This is a genomic window from Streptomyces sp. AB3(2024), from assembly GCF_041862025.1.
In the GTDB taxonomy this organism is placed as follows: domain Bacteria; phylum Actinomycetota; class Actinomycetes; order Streptomycetales; family Streptomycetaceae; genus Streptomyces.
Genome location: NZ_JBGWAB010000016.1, coordinates 40,034 through 60,437, shown reverse-complemented (window position 1 = coordinate 60,437; position 20,404 = coordinate 40,034). Strand labels below are relative to the sequence as shown.

At 73.3% G+C, this 20,404-nt stretch carries 13 protein-coding genes, 1 tRNA gene and 2 pseudogenes; 4 read left to right on the top strand and 12 right to left on the bottom strand.

The features are described 5' to 3' along the window. Window positions 1–97: 97 nt before the first annotated feature. From ACEPPI_RS09810 to ACEPPI_RS09780, 7 genes are all read right to left on the bottom strand, one after another. The gene (locus tag ACEPPI_RS09810) at window positions 98–1,360 is read right to left on the bottom strand and encodes an acetyl-CoA carboxylase biotin carboxylase subunit family protein (RefSeq protein ID WP_373914837.1); all 1,263 of its coding nucleotides are present in this window, start codon (window positions 1,358–1,360) and stop codon (window positions 98–100) included. Beyond that, the gene (locus ACEPPI_RS09805) at window positions 1,357–2,685 is read right to left on the bottom strand and encodes an ATP-grasp domain-containing protein (protein ID WP_373914836.1); all 1,329 of its coding nucleotides are present in this window, start codon (window positions 2,683–2,685) and stop codon (window positions 1,357–1,359) included. Before ACEPPI_RS09805 ends, ACEPPI_RS09810 begins: the two co-directional genes overlap by 4 nt. Continuing rightward, on the bottom strand, window positions 2,685–3,920 hold the full coding sequence (locus ACEPPI_RS09800; protein WP_373914835.1) for an ATP-grasp domain-containing protein: 1,236 nt from the start codon (window positions 3,918–3,920) through the stop codon (window positions 2,685–2,687). Before ACEPPI_RS09800 ends, ACEPPI_RS09805 begins: the two co-directional genes overlap by 1 nt. Continuing rightward, window positions 3,917–5,230 carry an MFS transporter gene (locus ACEPPI_RS09795; RefSeq protein WP_373914834.1) on the bottom strand — a complete coding sequence of 438 codons (1,314 nt, stop codon included), beginning with the start codon at window positions 5,228–5,230 and terminating at the stop codon, window positions 3,917–3,919. The genes ACEPPI_RS09800 and ACEPPI_RS09795 overlap by 4 nt, the downstream gene beginning before the upstream one ends. A gap of 144 nt (window positions 5,231–5,374) precedes the next feature. Then, window positions 5,375–6,445 (bottom strand): PLP-dependent cysteine synthase family protein, encoded by a 1,071-nt coding sequence (locus ACEPPI_RS09790; RefSeq protein WP_373914833.1) that lies wholly within the window; start codon window positions 6,443–6,445, stop codon window positions 5,375–5,377. Window positions 6,446–6,536: 91 nt separating this feature from the next. Next, window positions 6,537–7,148 carry a serine O-acetyltransferase EpsC gene (gene epsC / locus ACEPPI_RS09785; RefSeq protein WP_373914832.1) on the bottom strand — a complete coding sequence of 204 codons (612 nt, stop codon included), beginning with the start codon at window positions 7,146–7,148 and terminating at the stop codon, window positions 6,537–6,539. Next, window positions 7,148–7,714: an NADPH-dependent FMN reductase gene (locus tag ACEPPI_RS09780; RefSeq protein WP_373914831.1), complete on the bottom strand. Its 567-nt coding sequence runs from the start codon at window positions 7,712–7,714 to the stop codon at window positions 7,148–7,150. The genes epsC and ACEPPI_RS09780 overlap by 1 nt, the downstream gene beginning before the upstream one ends. A gap of 387 nt (window positions 7,715–8,101) precedes the next feature. Here ACEPPI_RS09780 and ACEPPI_RS09775 point away from each other — a divergent pair. From ACEPPI_RS09775 to ACEPPI_RS09760, 4 genes and pseudogenes are all read left to right on the top strand, one after another. After that, window positions 8,102–8,245: pseudogene (locus ACEPPI_RS09775) on the top strand (NUDIX hydrolase); the annotation flags it as partial. Continuing rightward, window positions 8,242–8,655: an NUDIX hydrolase gene (locus ACEPPI_RS09770; protein ID WP_373914830.1), complete on the top strand. Its 414-nt coding sequence runs from the start codon at window positions 8,242–8,244 to the stop codon at window positions 8,653–8,655. The pseudogene ACEPPI_RS09775 and the gene ACEPPI_RS09770, both read left to right, overlap by 4 nt. Before the next feature lie 219 nt (window positions 8,656–8,874). Further along, window positions 8,875–10,167 carry a serine--tRNA ligase gene (serS, locus tag ACEPPI_RS09765; protein ID WP_373914829.1) on the top strand — a complete coding sequence of 431 codons (1,293 nt, stop codon included), beginning with the start codon at window positions 8,875–8,877 and terminating at the stop codon, window positions 10,165–10,167. A 363-nt stretch (window positions 10,168–10,530) separates the two neighbouring features. Continuing rightward, window positions 10,531–10,725: pseudogene (locus ACEPPI_RS09760) on the top strand (integrase); the annotation flags it as partial. A 124-nt stretch (window positions 10,726–10,849) separates the two neighbouring features. On the opposite strand, the gene ACEPPI_RS09755 reads toward ACEPPI_RS09760, so the two are convergent. From ACEPPI_RS09755 to topA, 5 genes are all read right to left on the bottom strand, one after another. Continuing rightward, window positions 10,850–10,923 (bottom strand) — tRNA-Thr (locus tag ACEPPI_RS09755). Window positions 10,924–11,028: 105 nt separating this feature from the next. Next, on the bottom strand, window positions 11,029–12,564 hold the full coding sequence (locus ACEPPI_RS09750; protein ID WP_373914828.1) for an alpha/beta hydrolase: 1,536 nt from the start codon (window positions 12,562–12,564) through the stop codon (window positions 11,029–11,031). A gap of 182 nt (window positions 12,565–12,746) precedes the next feature. Further along, window positions 12,747–13,958 carry a DNA polymerase III subunit delta' gene (locus ACEPPI_RS09745; RefSeq protein WP_373914866.1) on the bottom strand — a complete coding sequence of 404 codons (1,212 nt, stop codon included), beginning with the start codon at window positions 13,956–13,958 and terminating at the stop codon, window positions 12,747–12,749. Window positions 13,959–14,086: 128 nt separating this feature from the next. Next, window positions 14,087–17,323, bottom strand: a complete 3,237-nt coding sequence (gene tmk, locus ACEPPI_RS09740) for a dTMP kinase (RefSeq protein WP_373914827.1) — start codon at window positions 17,321–17,323, stop codon at window positions 14,087–14,089. 182 nt (window positions 17,324–17,505) lie between these two features. Beyond that, window positions 17,506–20,331, bottom strand: coding sequence for a type I DNA topoisomerase (gene topA, locus ACEPPI_RS09735; protein ID WP_373914826.1), 2,826 nt, complete (start codon window positions 20,329–20,331; stop codon window positions 17,506–17,508). Window positions 20,332–20,404 lie beyond the last annotated feature (73 nt).

Here is a 20,404-nt window from a genome sequence, read left to right as displayed (position 1 = left end):
CCACGCTAGCCCCGCCCTCCTCGCCCCTGCGACCGCAGGGGCGAGGGGGCCGGGAAGGGGAAGGGGCGGGGCCGGGGCGGGCGGGCTGCGGGCCGGATCAGTCGATCACGATCTCCGTCTCGAAACGGCCGCCCAGGTCCCTCAGGCGCCGCTCGCACTCCTGCCGGGTCGGCGCCGAGAGCACCGCCGCGGCCAGGAAGTCCGAGGAGAGGGCGGCCTCGGCGAGGACCTCCCCCGGCTCGGCGAAGACCCCGTAGAACCGCACCCAGGGCTCCTCCGGGATCACCGGGATGGCGCGGACCGTTCCGGGCCGCTTCATCATCAGGACCTGCCCCGCCATGCGGACCGGCCGCAGCCGCCCGCCCTCCGGCCCGGCCCGGAGCCCCGCCAGGGCCGGCAGGGGCAGTCCCGTGTGGGCCCGCACCGCCAGTTCCACGGGGTGCACCTCGAACACCGCGTCCAGCACGTCCCGGATGCGCGCCCCCGCCGGCCGGGCGGCGACCTCGCAGACCACGAGGCGGTCGTCGGGCGTGTGGAAGACCTCCGCGTGGAAGGCGTGGTCCGCCGGCCCGCCCAGTGCCCCGAGGGCCTCCTCGGCCAGCGCCAGCAGGCGCGGGGTCAGCGGGTCCCCGGGGTCCAGGGTGAGGTCCACCCGGGCACCGGGATCGGCCTGGAAGGAGGCGAGGTCGTACTGGTACTGCGAGGGCCAGGCCATGACGGTGCGTCCGTCCACGACCACCCCGTCCACGTGGCACATCCGGCCCGGTACGTACGCCTCCACCAGGAGGTCCTCACGGAGACCGGCGGCGGGCGCGTAGGCCCCGGCCAGGTACTCCTCCAGTTCCCCGGCGGTCCCCACGATCCGCAGCCCGACGGAGCCGAAGCCGTCGCGGGCCTTGAAGACCACCGGCAGGCCGTGCTCCGCCGCGAAGGCCCGCGCCCCGTCCGCCGTGGCGGGCAGCGCGTACGGGGCGACCTCGACGCCGGCCGCCCGCAGACGTTCCTTCATCAGGACCTTGTCCCGGAAGGGCAGGACCCCGTCCGGCAGCTGCCCGGGCAGGCCGAACTTCTCCCGCAGCCGGGACGCCCGGAGCAGGTCCGCCTCGTGGAACGCGATGACGTGGGTGACCTCGTACGCGTGGGCCAGGTCCTCGGCCAGCCGGTCGAGCCGCTCCTCGTCGTCGAAGCTGTCGAGGACCTCCAGCCGGCGGTAGCCACCGGGGCCGTCCGGGACCCGCTCGCCTCCCCCTTCGATCCGGTCGCGGGCCGCGATCAGCACGACGCCGCCGTCGAGTCCGTCCAGCCACCGGTCGTACGGGAACGGGTCCAGCGGGAAGCGGTGCAGGACGAGCGCGGTCACGCCGCCGCCCCGAGGGCGGCGGCCGGGTCCTGCGCGGCCCCGGCGGCCGGGGCGACGTCGATGCGGATCTGCGCGGTGAGCCGCTCGCAGAGGGCGATCGCCGCGTCGGTGTCGGCCGCCGTCACGGCGGCGAAGCCGAGGCGGTCCCAGTTGTCGCGCAGCGGGCGCACCGGGTCGCCGGGACGTACGGAGACCTCCACGGCCAGCACGTCGGCGCGGGCGGCGACCTCCTCCACGCCCGACACGGCGGTGACCGTTCCGGGGTCGCGGAGCACGAAGCGGGTGCAGGCCCCGGCGCGGGCCGCCGGGGGCCCGGCCAGCGGCTCGACGAGGCCCAGGGGCCAGGCCATCCCGTAGCCCATGAGGTCGATCCCGTAGGCCGCCTCGACGAGTTCGTTGATGTGGCCGCCGCCCACCCGGTTGTGGGACTCGATGACGACCGGGCCGCGGGATCCGAGGCGCAGTTCGGTGTGGCTCGGCCCGTCGGTCACGCCCATCGTGTCGAGGAAGTCCGCGACCGCGGCCGTGATCCGGGCGTGGTCCCCCGGTGCGAGCCGGGCGGGCAGGGCGTGGCCCAGCTCCGCGAAGTGCGTGTCGTCGACGAGCTTCTCCGTCACGGCGACCACCACGTGGCGGCCGGCGAAGCTGAGGGCCTCCACGCTGAACTCGGGGCCGTCGAGGTAGGACTCCATCAGGAACTCGTTCACCGTGTACAGGGTCGAGCCGCGGTCGGTGCGCCGGCCGCGCAGCTCCTCGATCCGCTCCCACACCGCGTCGAGCTCCGCGGCGCCGTTCACCCTGATCAGGCCGAAGCTCGCGGTGGCGTCGGTGGGCTTGACGATGAACGGGAAGCCGGCCCGCCCGGCGAAGGCGTCCAGGGACTCCCGGTCGGTGACCCGGTCCCAGTGGATCGACAGCCGCCCGTGGTCGGTCAGGTGCTGCCGCATCAGGTATTTGTTGCGCATGCGGCGGCTGACCTCGGGGCGGGTGCCGGGGAAGCCGAAGTGGTCGTTCAGCCGGGCCGCCGTGTCCAGGCCGCCCTCGGTGAGCGAGACGACCGTGTCGAAGTCCCAGACCTCGCGGGCGGCCTCGGCGAGCGGCCGTACGGTCGCCCAGTCGGTGTAGTCGATCATCAGGAGGACGTCGGCCAGCCCGGTCTGGAAGGCGTTGACCTTGTCGGGGTGCTGGAGCAGGACCACGCGTACGCCCAGGTCCTTGGCCCGTTCGAGGTGCTGGTCGGTACCGCCGACGAGCAGCACGGTCCGGTCGCCGGGGGCGGCGCTCGGGGCGGGGGCGGGCGCGGTCTGCGCGGTCGGCGCGGTCATCACAGGGCTTCCTTCGGGGTGGGGGCGGTCCGGGCGCGCAGTGCCGCGTGGGCCGCTGAGATCCGCTCGGCGGCCTCGGCGGGGCTCGCGGCGTCGACGACGGCGTAGCCGTGGCGGGTGCCGGAATCGGTGGTGAGCGGGAGGACGTCACCGGGTCCGTACGGGAAGTGCACGGCGTGCACGTGGTCCAGGGCCTTGAGCTCGTCCAGGCCCTCGACGGACTCCAGCCGTCCCGCGGGCAGCCGGAAGAAGCCGACGCAGGCGTACCGGTGGGCGGCGGGCGCCCGCACGTCCTCCCCGGCCAGCCCGCGGAAGATCGCGGCCTCCAGGTCGAAGCCGGTGGCCACCTCCACGAGGAGCGGGATCCTGTCGCCTCCGAGCCGGGCCTGGGACTCCACGACGCGCGGCCCGGCCGGAGTGAGGATCACCTCGGTGTGGGCGGGGCCGAAGGCGAAGCCCGAGAGGTCGAGCAGGGCGGTGACGGTGGAGCGGATGTCCTGCGCCTGCGCCGGGTCGAGCGGGGCCGGATGGACGTGCCCGGTCTCGATGAATCCGGGCGGCCCGCTGGTCTGCTTGGCGGTGATCCCGACGACCTGGTGCGCGCCGCCGACGCTCAGGGTCTCCACGCTGAACTCGGGGCCCTCCAGGAACTCCTCGACGATGAAAGGGCCTTCGATGCCGGCCGCCTTGACCCGCTCGGTCCATTCGGCCAGGTCCGCGACGGTGCGCACCAGCGCGACCCCACGGCTGCCGGCGGAGTTGGTGGGCTTGACCACGGCCGGCAGCCCGAACTCCGCCAGCAGCGGCTCGACTTCCGCGAGGCCGGCGGCCTCCCGGGCGCGGACCACGGAGACGCCGGCCGCGTTGAGGAGGCCGCGCATGGCGTTCTTGTCGTTGAGCAGCCGCACCGAGGCGGCGCTGTTCGGGGACAGGCCCAGCGCCTCCGCCTCGGCGACCACCGGGGCCATGCTCCGCTCGCTGCCCAGGTGCAGTACGTGATCGACCCGGTGTTCCCGGGCCGTGCGGGCCACCAGGGCGCGCAGCGCGGCCTCGTCCTCGAAGTCGGTGAGGAGCAGTTCCTCCGAGTGCGCCGCGACCTGGTCGAGGTAGGCGGCGGTGCGCAGCTTCGGGTCCCAGACCGACCAGACCCGGAAGCCGGCCTCGACGGCCTTGCGGACGAGCTGCTCGTACGGCATCACCATCAGGAGCCGGCCGGCGGTGCGGGGGTGGGTCATGACGTGGCTCCGTTCCGGACAGGCGCGGCGGCCTGCGGGTTCTGGTCCGCGGCGGCGGGGTCCTGCTCGGCGGCGGCCCGGCGGGCCTCGCGCAGCGGCAGCAGGGAGCGGTAGACGAGGATGGCGCCGAGGCCGGCGGCTCCGTAGAGCAGGCTCATGCCGACCGGGGAGAGGAACGCCCCCACGGTCACGCACAGCGAGCCGACGAGCAGTCCGATGCGCGGCACCAGGCCGTAGGCGGCCAGGTACTTGGTGCGGGCGACCGGGTCGACGAGGTCGGCCAGGATGGCCTGCTTGACCGGCACGTTCATGATCTCCCCGAGGGTGAACACGACCGCGCCGGCGATCAGGATCCAGCCGCTGTTGCTGACGGCGAGGACCATGTATCCGGCGGTGAAGACGGCGATGCCCGCGTAGAGCCGCACCCGGTCCGGGAGCCGGCGGAACATGCTGCCCGTGAACAGGGCGAAGACGACGACCAGCGCGGTGTTGACCGCCCTCAGGATGCCGAGCATCGCGACCCCGTCCACCGCCGGGAACCAGCGCTCCAGGCCTGCCAGCGCCTGCTCGGGGAACTCGTCCGCGAGCCGGACGGCGACGTAGTAGCCGATCTGGACCTCGACGGCCCGGGTGAGGATCGCGGCGCCCACCAGCCGCAGGAACACCCGGTCCCGGGAGACGGCGAGGTAGCCGCGGAGCATCGCCGGAACGCCGGCGGCCTGCTCCTTGGCCGACTCCGGGGCGCTCTCGGCGATCCACCACCGCACGACCAGCGCGGTCGCCGCGGACAGTACGGCCGCGGCGGTCAGCAGCAGGGTGAAGTGGTCGCCGTAGAAGAAGCCGCCGATCAGGGCTCCGGCGGTGAACGCCATGTTGATCGACCAGTAGTTGATCGTGTAGACGAGCGTCCGGGTCTCGGGGGTCGAGACGTCGATCATCATCGCGTCGGCGGCCGGGGTGGCCGCGCTCGCCAGGCAGGTGTTGAGCAGGAAGAGGACGAAGGTCACCGCCCCGGACTGCCACCAGGGCGAGTTGGCCAGGGCGAGCAGCCCGAAGGTGAGGGCCGCGCCGACCTCGCCGGCGACCATCAGCGGCTTGCGGCCGTGGACGTCGGCCAGGTGGCCGCCGAGGAAGTTGCTGGCGATGCCCGCGGCGGCCACCACCATGGTCAGCACGCCGGCCGCGGCCGCCCCGTAGAGCGTGGCGAGGTGGATGACCATCAGCGGCATCAGCATGATGCCGAGCAGCCGCTGGACGAATCCGACGCCGAGCCTCAGCTTGATGTTCGGATGCAGGTCGCGGACGTTCATGCCGCGGCCCCCTCGCGCCCGCCGCCGGCGGGGCCGGCGCTCTCGGCGGGTACGGGGACGGGCTCGGTGTGCTGGGCGGTCACCGGCATGTCTGGGTTCCTTTGCGAAGGGGGAGGGCGCAGGCCGGCCCCGCGGCGGAGGGGGTCAGGACCGCACGGTCAGCGCGGCGGGCTGTCCGGCGGCGGCCTTCCCGGCGGCCGGCTTCCCGGCGACGGGCTGCTCGGCGACGGGCTTGACCACGGCGTCCCGGGAGGCGGTGGCGCCGGCCTCCGCCTCGTCCTCCTCCCAGAGGCTGAGGTAGCGCTCGCCGGTGTCGGGCAGCACCGTGACGATCGAGGCCCCGATGTAGTCCGGATGCGCGGCCAGCCGGGCGCAGGCGTGCGCGACGGCGCCGGAGGAGACCCCCACGAAGACGCCCTGACGGCGGGCGAGCCCCCGGGCGGCGGTCATCGCGTCCTCGTCGGAGACGGTCACCACGCTGTCGATCAGGGCGACGTCGGTGGTCGGGGCCACGAAGCCGCCGTTGAGGCCGGGGATCCGGTGCTGGCCGCCGGTGCCCTGGGAGAGCACGGGCGAGTTCTCCGGCTCGACCGCGACGACCCGGATGGTCGGGTCCTGCTCCTTCAGGTACTTCGCGATGCCCGTCAGGGTCCCGCCCGTGCCCACGCCGCAGACCAGCACGTCGACGCGGCCGGCCGTGTCGGCCCAGATCTCCGGGCCGGTGGTCTCGTAGTGCGCCCGCACGTTGTCGGCGTTCTCGTGCTGGCAGGGGAACCAGGACCCGGGGATCGACGCGTGCAGCTCCTCGGCCTTGGCGATCGCGCCGGAGTACCCCGCGTCGCGCGGGGTCTGCACGACCTCAGCCCCGAGCGCCTTGAGCAGGGAGACCCGCTCGCGGGTGGCACTGTCGGGCAGCACGATCACGCAGCGGTAGCCGCGGGCGGCGCAGAGCGCGGCCAGCGAGATGCCCGTGTTGCCGGAGGTCGCCTCGATGACGGTGCCGCTGCCGGGCGTGATGTCGCCGCGCTCCTCGGCGGCGCGCAGCATGAACAGGGCGGCCCGGTCCTTGCTGGTGGACATCGGGTTGGCGGACTCCAGCTTGGCCAGCACCTCGGTGCCCGGGGCGGTGTCCTCGAAGCGCAGGCGGATCAGCGGGGTCGACCCGATCAGGTCCTCGATGCTGTCGGCGATGCGGCGGTTCTCACTGCTGTCCACGTCTGGGTCCTCACAAGTCGGTTCGTACGGCTGCTGGTTCGGGTGGTCGTACGGACGGCCGTACGCCGGCGGGGCCGGAACGCGGACGGGGCTACCAGGAGCCGGCCGAGGCGGTCACGGCGTACAGGTCCTCCATGGGCTCCGGCTCCTTGCCGACCGCCTTGATCACGGCGGTGGCCGCCAGCACCCGTGCTCCCGGAGGCACGTCCTTGTTGACCAGCGCCTGTGCCCCGATGACGGCGTGCTCGCCGATGGTGACGGGACCCAGCACGGTCGCGTTCGTGCCGAGCACGACGTTGCGGCCCACCACCGGATGGCGGCGCTCGCCCTCGGGGCGGGCGTTGTCGCTCCACCACCCGACGGCGCCCAGCGTCACCTGGTGGTAGATGGTCACGTCGTCCCCGACCACCGCGGTCTCGCCGATCACGACGGCCGCGCCGTGGTCGATGAACACGCGCCGGCCGAGCACGGCACCGGGGTGGATCTCCACGGCGGTGCCGCGGCGTGCGTACCAGGCGATGATCCGCGCGGTCATCCGCATCCCGCGCCCGTGCAGCCGGTGCGCGACCCGGTGCGACCACAGCGCGGGCAGCGCCGCGTGCAGCAGCGCCTCGCGGCGGTTGCGCATGGACGGGTCCCGCGCCACCACCACCTCCAGGTCCTCCTTCATGATCCGGAAGAGCCCTATCCGGTCACCGGCCATCAGACGAGCACCTCGGCCGTGTCGACCGCCGCCAGCACCGCTCCGGTCAGGCTCTCCAGCCGCGCCACGAGCTCCGGGTCGGTGTACCGGCCGTCCTCGGTGGCCTGCCCGCCCGCCCCGGCGACGGCGACCGGCTCGTGCTCCACGACCCGCGCACCGCACCGGGCGAGTACGCCGACCAGCCCGGCCTGGGCGTCGAGGGCGCCGCGCGCTCCGGGGGAGGCACTGGCCACGGCCGTCACCTTCCCGGTCAGCGCGCTCGGGCCGTCGATGCCGCGGGACAGCCAGTCCAGCGCGTTCTTCAGCGCGCCCGGCATCTCGCCGTTGTAGGAGGGGGTGCTGATGAACAGCGCGTCGGCGCCGGCGACCAGCTCCTGGGCCTCGCGCACCGCCGCCGAGGCACCGGACCGCTCCAGCCCGGCCTCGTAGAACGGCAGGTCCGCCACGGCCAGGGACACGCTCTCGTGCCCGTCCGGCAGCCCCGCCAGGATGTGGCGCACCGTCGCCAGCACGGCGCCGTTCACCGAGTCCTGACGGGTACTGCCCGACATCAAAACGATCTTCACCACAGGAACTCCTTCATCCGGGCCTCGGCCGACAGGCCTCCGACCGGCCCGCGTCCCCCACGCAACGGTGCCAGCCGACCCCGATGCCGGACTCGAACCCCACTAGGACCCCGCCGGAGACCCACCCCACCCCCACTACGCACCCGCCACACCCGGGTGCCACACCGCGTCCGGCATCCGATCTCCGCCACCGCACGGCATCCGGCAACGCCCCGGAGCCGACGTCGGGCGGACCGCACGGCACCGATCCAAAAGGCCGGGGGGGGCGGGGAAGACGGCACTGCCGAGCACGACCACGGCCGGAACACCCCGGCGTTCGAAACCGACGGCCGCTTCGTCGCGACGGGCCGCTGCCGGAAAAGGGCATGAAAAGCCCCAGGTCACGCCGAGTACCTGGCCGGCGAGGCCGCCAACACCGATGCCGTCGAGAACGTGGACGTCATGTGGGTTCCGAAAAACTCGCTGACCCGGTTCATCCCCGTCGATACGATCTTCCCACCCATCCTGGCAGTCCTGGAGGAGCAGACGTGACGCAGCGGAACGCTGAGGAGCGACCTGGCATCGCCGCGGCCATCGTGGTGCACGAAGGCCGCGTGCTCATGGTCCGGCGCCGGGTCAGCGAAGGCCAGCTCTCCTGGCAGTTCCCCGCCGGCGAGGTCGAGCCGGGCGAAGCCCGAGAGGACGCCGCCGTACGCGAGACCCAGGAGGAGACTGGTCTGACCGTGAAGGCGGTGAGGCTCCTCGGCGAACGGGTCCACCCCGCCACCGGCCGACTGATGTCCTACACCGCCTGCGAGGTGATCGGCGGCCACGCACACGTCGCGGACACCGACGAGCTGGCGGAACTCGCTTGGGTTGCCCATGCCGAGATTGCGCACTACGTCCCGTACGGCCTGTTCGAGCCGGTGCAGAAGCACTTGGACGCCGCTCTCCGTCGCTGACGCTGGCCATCCGGTGCCGGAATCCGTGCCGCAGGCGCGGACGGCGCTGGCCCGGCGCCGTCCGCGCCTGCTGCCCGTCGAGGGTCGCGCCCGCAGGCGCCTCGAATCTGCGGGCGGGTGGTCCACGCACGCGTCGTCTCGACCCGGCAAGGGCCGCCGCGGTTGCTACCGTCGATCGGGAACCCCCACCCCACTCGCTGGATAAAAAGGATCTTCCTCATGCACGATGCCCGCGCCCTGATTGAAATGGGTGCCGAAGCGGTTCGTCGGCTCGCTCGTCGCGGTTACTCCCTGGACCTGTCCCGTCTGGAAGACCTCCAGTCCCGGCGCAACCAGAGCATCCGCTCAGCCGACGAGCTGCGGGCGGAGGCCAAGCGGGTGGCGAGCGAGGTCCAGCAGACGGCCAAGCAAGGCGGCGACATCTCCAAGCTGAAGGAGCGCGCCCGCGAGCTGAAGGGCCAGATCCGGGACATCGACGCCGAGCAGGAGCAGGTGCAGGAGGAGCTACGTGATCTGCTCCTGACCATCCCGAACCTGCCGGACGACGCGGCCCCGGACGGCGACTCCGACGAGTTCGCGGTCGAGGTCCGGCGCGTCGGCACCCCGTCGGCCTTCTCCTTCGAGCCGAAGGACCACGTCGACCTCGGCGAGAGCACCGGCATCCTCGACTTCGCCCGGGCGACGAAGCTGTCGGGCCCCCGGTTCGTCGTCTCCCGCGGGGCGGGCGCCGCCCTGGAGCGCGCCCTGGCGACGCTCTTCCTCGATATCCACACCCGCCGGCACGGCTACGTCGAGTACGCGGTCCCGTACCTGGTCAGCCGCAAAACGATGACCGGTACCGGACAGCTGCCGAAGTTCGAGGAGGACCTGTTCAAGACCGGCGTAGCCGACCGTGAGCTGTTCCTCATCCCGACGGCCGAGGTGCCGCTGACCAACCTCTACGCCGACGAGATCATCCCGCCGGCCGACCTGCCACTGTCCCTGACCGCGCACACGCCGTGCTTCCGGTCCGAGGCGGGCTCGTACGGTCGTGACACCCGCGGTCTGATCCGCCAGCATCAGTTCGCCAAGGTCGAGATCGTCCAGATGGTCGACCCGGCGGACGCGGACGCCACGCTGGAGGCGATGGTCGGCCACGCCGAGGCGTGTCTGAAGGAGCTCGGCCTCGCGTACCGCGTCGTCAAGCTGGCCGCAGGCGACACGGGCTTCTCGGCCCAGCTCACGTACGACATCGAGGTCTGGATCCCGAGCCAGAACACGTACCGCGAGATCTCCTCGATCTCGAACTTCGGCACCTTTCAGGCCCGCCGCGCGAACATCCGCACCCGAGGCGAGGACGGCAAGCCCAAGCTCGTCGCCACCCTCAACGGCTCCGGCCTCCCCATCGGCCGCACCGTCGCCGCGCTCCTCGAACAGTGCCAGCAGCAGGACGGCTCCCTCGTCCTTCCCGAATCCCTCTTCCCGTACCTCGGCTTCCGCCGTATCTCGGCGGACGGAACACCGGAGGCATGACGTGCTCGTCGGCGTCTGCGACTTCCCTGGTAGCTAAGCCTTCCCAACAACTCGGTTTCCACGCACGCCACGTGAGCGTCCACGGGACTCTCACCCCGTGGCGTCGGCGCGAAGTCGCGGGCATCACGCTGCACTTCCGCCACCTCGGCCTCGACCTTGGCGACATCGTCGTCCTGTGGAGCGCCGACGACCCGACCTGCATGACCGTCGACCTCGGAACCGGCCTGGAACGTCTCGCCTGGGCACGTACGCAGCAACAATGGCAGGCCCTGGTTTACGGGCACTTCACTGACGTGGCACCTCCAGCGACGCTGGACGCCGTGCGCACCGCCACGCTCCTCCTTGGCCACGGGATCAATCCCCGACACCCGGATCACGCGCGACATCTACCAGAGCGTGCTCCCCCACGTCGGCAAGAGCGCCGCCGAGGCCACCGCCAAGCTGGTCCCCCTCCAACGCAAGGCGGAGCAGGAGGAGCAGGCCCGCAAGGCCGCCGAGAAGACCAAGCGAGGCGCGAAGGCGAAGGCCAAGGCCAAGAAGGCCGCGAAGAAGGGCTAACAGCCCCTCCGCTCGCGCATCGCTCACGCACGGGGTCTCGGGCCTCAGCCGACGCACGCGCCCATGGACCCCGGAAAAAGCAAAACCCCCAGGTCACGGCGAGTGAGTCCTGGGGGTTCTACAGAGCCGCCTTCGGGATTCGAACCCGAGACCTACGCATTACGAGTGCGTTGCTCTGGCCAACTGAGCTAAGGCGGCACCGCTGTAAGACAAGAAGATTTCCCCTGGGGGAAGCTCTCATCAGCAGCGGCGCCAAGTCTACAGGGTCGAACGGGGTGCCCCGTACCGGGATGATCGGGAGGGTCAGCAGCGCTTGCCCGGGGCGGGGGGCTGGCCCTGCAGGAGGTAGCGGTTGATCGCGGTGTCGATGCATTCGCTGCCGCGTCCGTACGCCGTGTGGCCGTCGCCGTCGTACGTCAGCAGGGTGCCCGAGTCGAGCTGGCCGGCCAGGGCCTTGGCCCACTTGTACGGGGTCGCCGGGTCGCGCGTCGTGCCGACCACCACGATCGGAGCCGCCCCCTTCGCCGTCAGCGGCCTCGCCTTGCCCGTGGCCTTCACCGGCCAGTACGTGCAGTTCAACGAGGCCCACGCCAGGCCCGCGCCGAAGACCGGCGAAGCCTTCTCGAAGGAGGGCAGTGCGGACTGGACGCCCTCCGGGCCGTCGAACGCCGGCGGCAGGTCGAGGCAGTTCACGGCGGCGTTGGCGGACATCAGGTTCGCGTACGTGCCGTCCGCGTCGCGTTCGTAGTAGCTGTCGGCGAGGGCCAGCAGCCCGGACCCGTCGCCGTTCATCGCGTCGGTGAGAGCCGTGCGCAGCTGCGGCCACGCGCTCTCGTCGTACAGCGCCGCGATCACGCCGGTCGTCGCGAGGGACTCGCCCAGCGGGCGGTTCGGGTCGCCCGAGGGGACCGGCTGGGCGTCGAGCTTACGGAAGAAGTCCTTCAGGTTCTGTCCCACCGCGTCGGGGTTGCCCCGCCCCAGCGGGCATTCCGACTGCTTGGCGCAGTCCTTCGCGAAGGAGCGGAAGGCGGTCTCGAAGCCCTCCGTCTGGTCGCGGTTCAGTTCCAGCGCGGGCCGCGTGGGGTCCATGGCGCCGTCCAGGACCAGCCTCCCGACGCGGGCCGGGAAGAGGTCGGCGTACGTCGCCCCGAGGAAGGTGCCGTACGAGGCCCCGACGTAGTTCAGCTTCTCGTCGCCCAGCACCGCGCGCAGCACGTCCATGTCACGGGCGGCCTCCACCGTGGAGACGTGCGGCAGGACGCGCCCCGAGCGCGCCTGGCAGGCCGCCGCCAGTTCCTTGAACGCGGTCACCAGCTCGGCGCGCTCCGCGGCGTCGTCCGGGGTCTGGTCCACCTGGGTGAACCGGTCCATGCCGTGGCCGGTCAGGCACTCGACGGGGCTGCTGCGGGCGACCCCGCGCGGGTCGAAGGAGACCATGTCGTACTGGGCGCGCACGGCGGCCGGGTAGCCGATGCCCGCGTACGCCTGGAGGTATCCGATGCCCGAACCGCCCGGCCCGCCCGGGTTGACCAGCAGGGAGCCGAGCCGTTTGCCCGGGCCCGTGGCCGCGCGGCGCGCCACGGCGAGGTCGATGTCCTGCCCGGATCCGGGGTTCGCGTAGTCCAGCGGCGCCTTCATGGTGGAGCACTGGAAGCCGGGGACGCCGCAGTCGCGCCAGGTCAGCTTCTGCTCGTAGTACGGGCGCAGCGCGGCCGGGACCGCGGTCGGCTCCGCCGAGGCCGAGGCCACGTCCGAGCCCCCGGAGGTGCAGCCGGAGAGGAGCAGCCCGGCGGCTGCGATCACGGTTCCGGTGGTACGCAGCAGACGCCTGGTGTCCATGGCGCGAGCCTACGTGCTGCCCGCCGTCCATGTCGGCGGGCGGTGGGGCGGCCGTGGGGCGGGCGGCCGTCCGCCGACCGGGGGCGGACCCGCCGCCACGCCCGTGCCGGACCCGGCACGCGCGGGCCCCGGATCGCTCGGACGGGTGAAGGGAGAAGCGGGGAGCAGGGAGCGGGGAGCGTTCAGCCCGCGCGCAGGGCCATCGTCATCGCCTCGACCGCGAGGAGGGGTGCCACGTTCCGGTCGAGGGCCTGCCGGCAGGCGATGATCGCCTCGATGCGCCGCAGGGTGCGGTCGGGGCCCGAGGCCCGCGCGATCCGGTCGAGGTCCGGCCGTACGTCCTCGTTGGCGATGGCCAGGTTCGAGCCGAGCTGCAGGGCCAGTACGTCCCGGTAGAAGCCCGTGAGCTCGGTCAGCGCCAGGTCGAGGCTGTCGCGCTGGGTACGGGTGCGGCGGCGCTTCTGGCGGTCTTCGAGCTCCTTCATCACACCGGCCGTGCCCCGGGGCATGCGCCCGCCCGCGCCCGCTCCGGCGCCGAGGGCGGCCCGCAGCTCCTCGGTCTCCTTGACGTCGACCTCCTCCGCCATCTGCTTGGCGTCCTCGCCGGCGGCGTCGACCAGCTCCTGCGCGGCCTTGAGGCAGCCGCCCACGTCGTCCACCCGCAGCGGCAGCTTGAGCACGGTGGCCCTGCGCGTCCGGGCGGACTCGTCGGTGGCGAGCCGCCGCGCCCGGTCGATGTGGCCCTGGGTCGCGCGGGCGGCGTTGGCGGCGGCGGCGGGCTCGATCCCGTCCCTGCGCACCAGCAGGTCGGCGACGGCCGCGACCGAGGGAGTGCCCAGGGTCAGGTGCCGGCAGCGGGAGCGGATGGTGGGCAGCACGTCCTCCAGCGAGGGCGCGCACAGCAGCCACACCGTGCGCGGAGCGGGCTCCTCCACGGCCTTCAGCAGGACGTTCCCGGCGCCTTCGGTGAGCCGGTCGGCGTCTTCCAGGACGATGACCTGCCAGCGTCCCACGGCCGGGGAGAGCTGGGCCCGGCGCACCAGGTCCCGGGTCTCCTTCACGCCGATGGACAGCAGGTCGGTGCGGACGATCTCCACATCGGCGTGCGTGCCGACCATGGTGGTGTGGCAGCCGTCGCAGAACCCGCAGCCGGGTTCGCCGCCGAGCGCCCGGTCGGGGCTGACGCACTGGAGCGCCGCCGCGAAGGCACGGGCGGCGGTGGCCCGCCCGGAGCCTGGCGGCCCGGTGAACAGCCAGGCGTGGGTCATCCTGGACGCGGGCGGCGGCGGGGTCCCGGCCGAGGCGGCCGTGACCAGGGCATCGGCGTCGCGCGCGGCGGCCGCGAGCTGCGCCTGCACACGCTCCTGGCCCACCAGGTCGTCCCACACGGGCATCGCGCCCACCGCCTTCCCTCCGCGCCCCGCGCACTCACGCCCGACGCCCTGCCGTCCTGCTCTGTCCCGCGCCCGGCTGTCCCGCGCGTCCCGATCACATTGTGGCGTGCGCCACCGACAGCCCCGGATCAGCGGCGGCGCGGGCCGCCCCCGCCGCGTCGGCCGTCCTCGCCGTCCTCCTCGTCCCGGCGCGGCCCCAGCAGCTCGTCGGCCAGGGTCGGCAGGTCGTCCATCGGAGTGGCCTCGGCCCAGTCGGACGGGGTCCGGCGCGGCCGGCCGTCGTCCCCGACGACCGGGAGCTCACGGGTCACGTCGTTCCCGGAGTCCCGGAAGATGCCGGGCGGAACCCGGTCGGCCGGGCTCTCCTGCGAGTGGCGGACCGTCGGCCGGGTGGCCGGGGCGGACTGCGGCGCCGTACGCGCCGACGCGTCCCGGGCGTCCGGACCAACCGCCGGCCCGTCGAGGCGTACGGACGGCAGCACGGCCGTCTCGTCCGCCGCCGGGTCGATCTTGGGGACCGGGACGGTCTCGGTGATGTCGTCGGGCCGCAGGGCCCGCTTGATCCGCGGGGTCTCGACGGTGACGGCGTCGTTCGGGTGCGGCTCCTTGCGCATCGGGACCTTCCGTCCCGGGCCGGCGGCCGGGGCCGCCTGCGCGGCGGTGGACCCGGACGCGGCCGTGGACGCTGCGGTGGACCCGGACGAAGCGGCCGCAGCAGCCGAAGCCGCCGCCGCGGCGGCCGCCGAGGCCTCCGCCAGCCGGCGCGCCTCCTCGGCCCGCAGCAGCGCCTCCTCGGCGCGGCGCTGCTTCTCCAGCCGCCGTGCCTCCGCCTCCGCGCGCAGCCGGGCCGCCTCGGCCTCCTCCAGCCGGATCCGCTCCCGCTCGGCGGCGCGGGCCTTCTCCTCGGCCTCGGCGCGCAGCCGCTCGGCCTCGGCGCGGGCGCGCGCCTCCTCGGCGGCGCGCAGCCGCTCCTCCTCCGCCTCGCGGGCGGCTTCCTCCTCGGCGAGCCGGCGCGCCTCGGCGGCCTCCGCCTCGGCCTTGATCCGGGCCTCCTCGGCCTCCCGGGCCAGGCGGGCCTCCTCCTCGGCCTTCAGCCGGGCTTCCTCCGCCTTGCGGGCGGCCTCTTCCTCGGCCTTGCGCCGGGCCGCCTCCTCCGCGAGCCGCCGGGCCTCGATCTGCGCCGCGACCTCGGCCTCCGAGAGCGGCAGCATCCGGTCCAGGCGGTGGCGTACGACGGTGGTCACCGATCCCGGGTCCTGCCCGGCGTCGACGACGAGGTAGCGCCCGGGGTCGGACGCGGCGAGGGTCAGGAACCCGGCCCGCACCCGCTGGTGGAACTCCGTCGGCTCCGACTCCAGCCGGTCCGGCGCCTCCGTGAACCGCTCCCGGGCGGCCTCCGGGGACACGTCGAGCAGCACGGTCAGGTTCGGGACCAGGCCGTCGGTGGCCCAGCGGGAGATCCGGGCGATCTCGGTCGGGGACAGGTCCCGGCCGGCGCCCTGGTAGGCCACCGAGGAGTCGATGTAGCGGTCGGAGATGACCACCGCGCCCCGCTCCAGGGCGGGCCGGACCACCGTGTCCACGTGCTCGGCGCGGTCGGCGGCGTACAGCAGCGCCTCGGCGCGGTTGGACAGCCCGGCGGACGAGATGTCGAGGAGGATCGAGCGGAGCCGCTTGCCGACCGGGGTGGCACCCGGCTCGCGCGTCACGACGACCTCGTGGCCCTTGCCCCGTATCCAGTCGGCCAGTGCCTGCACCTGGGTGGACTTCCCGGCTCCGTCGCCGCCCTCCAGGGCGATGAAGAACCCGGTCGCCGACGGGGCCTGCAGCGGCTCGCCGCCGCGCAGCGCCTCGCGCAGGTCGCGCCGCAGCGGTACGCCGCCGCGGTCGTCGGCCTTGGCGAGCACCACCCCGGCGACGGGCAGCAGCAGCGCGCCGATCAGCATCAGGGTGAAGGCCGCGCCGCCGTGCGAGAAGACGACCTCGCCGCCGGTCAGCCGGTGCGGTCCGATCGCGGCGGCCAGCAGCGGGGCGCCGACGGCCCCGACCGCCACGGCGACCCGGACCACGGCCTGCAGGTGCGCGGTCAGCCGGGCCCGGCGGAACTCCTCGGTCTCCTGGTCCAGCAGGGTGTGACCGGCATTGGCGGCGACGCCCGCGGCGGCGCCCGCGAGCAGCGCCAGGAACACCACGGTCGCCGTGTCGGGGACCAGCCCGCTCAGCAGCAGCGCGAGCCCGGCCACCGCGATCGCCAGGGCCAGCAGCCGGCGCCGGGACAGTCCGGGCAGCACCTTGCCGGCCTGGGTGGCGCGGATGCCGAGGCCGGTTCCACCGACGAGGGCGAGTACCAGCAGGGCGTACGCGGACGGGCCGCCGCCCAGGTCGAAGGCGTGCAGCACGGCCACGGAGGCGGCGCCGGCCACCGCCCCGGCGACGGCGGCACAGGCCACCACGAACAGCCGGATCGAGCCCGTACGCCCCTTCTCGGGCCGCTCGCCCACCCGGGGGGTGCGCAGCCCCTCCAGCGGGGAGCGCGGCCTCGGGGTCTTCACGGCGGGCAGCGCCAGCGGCAGCAGCAGCGAGACCGACGCGGCGAACAGGCCGGCGGCCACGTACGAGCCCAGCGCCGACGGGTTCGCGGCGAACCAGTCCACGCCGAGCCCCAGCGCCCGCCCGACCAGGGTCGCGGCGAGCAGCGCGGCGGCCGCGGCGGGCAGCGCCGCGAACGCCGTGCGCAGCGTGAGGCGCCGCAGCGCGTCGAGGTGGTCGGGGAGCGGCCGTACGGTCGCTCCCTCCGGCGGCGGCGCGGGGAGCAGCGCGGGCGCGGCGCTCTCCTTGGCCAGGGTCCACACGCGCTCGGCGGCGCCGGAGACGAAGACGGTGGCGAGCAGCGCGGTGGTGGCGTGGGCCGGGATCCAGTCGAGCCACAGCGGGGCGACGACGAACAGCCCGATCCGCAGCCCGTCGGCACCGACCATCGTCCAGCGGCGGTCGAGCCTGCCCGCGGGGGCCATCAGCCGCGACAGCGGCCCGAGCAGGACCGCGCCGAACAGGACGGTGGCGAGGATCCGCACGGCGAACACGGCGGCGACGGCGAAGGCCGCGCCCCGGTAGCCGTCGCCGAACAGGCCGTCCGCGCCGGCCGTGACGGCCGTGACGGCCGCCTGGAGGGTCAGCAGCACCAGGACCAACAGGGCCAGGGCGTCGCCGATGCCGCTCACCAGTTGGGCGCTCCACAGCCGGCGCAGCCCGGGGGTGCGCAGCAGGGCGCGCACCGCTCGCTCGCGGGAATCCGCGGCCAGGGCTTCGTCGTAGGTGGGGTTCTCGGAGGCGGTCACGACCGTTGGCTGCTCGGCTCGCGTCATCCGCCCAGCCTATCCGCTGTGCCTGACCGTTGCGGTGGCCTGTGGACGGGGGCGGGTGTGACCCCGCACCCACCCGGGGCGCCCCTGGCACGCCCGAGGGCCCCGCGCGGATCGCACGGGGCCCTCGGGCGGACTGCGGCGGCGCATCGGGGCACCTCGGTGCCGGGCCGCTGCCGTACCGGCTAGTCGTCGGACGGCGCCGGAGCCGCCGCCGCCTTCTTCGCCGCGGCCGTCGTCTTCTTCGCGGCGGTGGTCTTCTTCGCCGTCGTCGTCTTCTTCGCGGCGGCGGCCTTCGTCGCCGTCGCCTTCTTCGCCGGTGCCTTCTTGGCGGGCGCCTTCTTCACGGCCTTCTTCGCGGTCTTCTTCGCCGGGCTCTTCGCCCGCTTCTCCGCGAGGAGTTCGTAGCCGCGCTCCGGGGTGATGGTCTCGACGTCGTCGTCCCGCCGCAGCGTCGCGTTCGTCTCGCCGTCCGTCACGTAGGGCCCGAAGCGGCCGTCCTTGACCACCACCGGCTTCTCGCTCACCGGGTCCGTGCCCAGCTCCTTCAGCGGGGGCTTGGCCGCGGCCCGGCCCCGCTGCTTGGGCTGCGCGTAGATGGCGAGCGCCTCGTCCACGGTGATGGAGAAGAGCTGGTCCTCGGTCTCCAGCGACCGCGAGTCCGTGCCCTTCTTCAGGTACGGGCCGTAGCGGCCGTTCTGCGCCGTGATCTCCACGCCCTCCGCGTCCGCGCCGACCACGCGCGGCAGCGACATCAGCTTCAGGGCCTCGTCGAGGGTGACCGTGTCGAGGGACATCGACTTGAAGAGGGAGGCCGTGCGCGGCTTGACCGCGTTCTTGCCCGTCTTCGGCGTGCCCTCGGGCAGGATCTCCGTCACGTACGGGCCGTAGCGGCCGTCCTTCGCGACGATCTGGTTCCCGCTCGCCGGGTCCGCGCCCAGCTCGAATTCTCCGCTCGGCTTCGCGAACAGCTCCTGGGCGTACTCGACCGTCAGCTCGTCCGGAGCCAGGTCGTCGGGCACGTCGGCGCGCTGGTGGCCCTCGGCGTCCTTCTCGCCCCGCTCGACGTAGGGGCCGTAGCGGCCCACGCGCAGCACGATGCCGTCGCCGACCGGGAAGGAGGAGATCTCCCGGGCGTCGATCGCGCCCAGGTCCGTGACCAGCTCCTTCAGGCCGCCGAGGTGGTCGCCGCCGGCGGGCACGACCTCCGAGGCGTCCTCGGAGCCGAAGTAGAACCGCTTCAGCCACGGCACGGACTGGGCCTCGCCCCGCGCGATGCGGTCGAGGTCGTCCTCCATCTTCGCGGTGAAGTCGTAGTCGACGAGCCGCCCGAAGTGCGTCTCCAGGAGGTTCACTACGGCGAACGACAGGAAGGACGGGACGAGTGCCGTGCCCTTCTTGAAGACGTAGCCGCGGTCGAGGATCGTGCCGATGATCGACGCGTACGTCGACGGGCGGCCGATCTCGCGCTCCTCCAGCTCCTTGACCAGCGAGGCCTCGGTGTAGCGGGCCGGCGGCTTGGTCGAGTGGCCGTCGGCCGTGATCTCCTCGGCGCTCAGCGCGTCGCCCTCGGCGACCTGCGGCAGCCGCTTCTCGCGGTCGTCGAGCTCGGCGTTCGGGTCGTCGGCGCCCTCGACGTAGGCCTTCATGAAGCCGTGGAAGGTGATCGTCTTGCCGGAGGCGCTGAACTCGGCGTCGCGTCCGTCGGCGGCCCGGCCGCCGATCTTGACGGTGACGGAGTTGCCGGTCGCGTCCTTCATCTGGGAGGCGACGGTCCGCTTCCAGATGAGCTCGTACAGGCGGAACTGGTCGCCGCTCAGACCCGTCTCGGCCGGAGTGCGGAAACGATCACCCGAGGGGCGGATCGCCTCGTGCGCCTCCTGCGCGTTCTTGACCTTGCCGGCGTAGACGCGCGGCTTCTCCGGCAGGTAGTCGGCCCCGTAGAGCTGGGTGACCTGAGCCCGCGCCGCCGACACCGCGGTCTCGGAGAGCGTGGTGGAGTCCGTACGCATGTAGGTGATGAAGCCGTTCTCGTACAGCTTCTGCGCCACCTGCATCGTCGCCTTCGCGCCGAAGCCCAGCTTGCGCGAGGCCTCCTGCTGGAGCGTCGTCGTACGGAACGGGGCGTACGGGGAGCGGCGGTACGGCTTGGACTCGACCGACCGGACGGCGAAGGCGGTGTCAGCCAGCGCGGCGGCGAGCGCCCGGGCGTTCGCCTCGTCGAGGTGCAGCACCTCGCTCTTGAGCCGCCCGTTCGAGCCGAAGTCGCGGCCCTGCGCCACGCGCCTGCCGTCCACCGTGTTCAGGCGGGCGACCAGCGTCGAGGGGTCGGAGGCGTCACCGGCGCGGCCGGTGGCGAAGGTGGCGGTCAGGTCCCAGTACTCGGCGGAACGGAAGGCGATGCGCTCGCGCTCCCGCTCGACGACGAGACGGGTGGCCACCGACTGGACGCGGCCCGCCGACAGCTTCGGCATGACCTTCTTCCACAGGACCGGCGAGACCTCGTAGCCGTAGAGGCGGTCGAGGATGCGGCGGGTCTCCTGGGCGTCGACCATGCGCTGGTTGAGCTCGCGCGGGTTGGCGACGGCGTCGCGGATCGCGTCCTTGGTGATCTCGTGGAAGACCATCCGGTGGACGGGGACCTTGGGCTTGAGGACTTCCTGCAGGTGCCACGCGATGGCTTCGCCCTCGCGGTCCTCATCGGTGGCGAGGAAGAGTTCGTCGGACTCGGCCAGCAGGTCCTTGAGCTTCCTGACCTGCGCCTTCTTGTCCGCGTTGACGACGTAGATCGGCTGGAAGTCGTGCTCGACGTCCACGCCGAGACGGCGGACCTCGCCGGTGTACTTGTCGGGGACCTCCGCCGCGCCGTTCGGGAGGTCGCGAATGTGCCCGACGCTCGCCTCGACGACGTATCCGGGGCCGAGGTAGCCCTTGATCGTCTTCGCCTTGGCGGGGGACTCGACGATGACGAGTCGGCGGCCGCCCTTTGCGGTCTCGCTAGTCGGGGACAACTTGGCTCTTCTCTCCGGTCGGCACTCGGTCGCGGTACGGCGACGCTGCGGAGTGTGACGGTACAACCCGCAC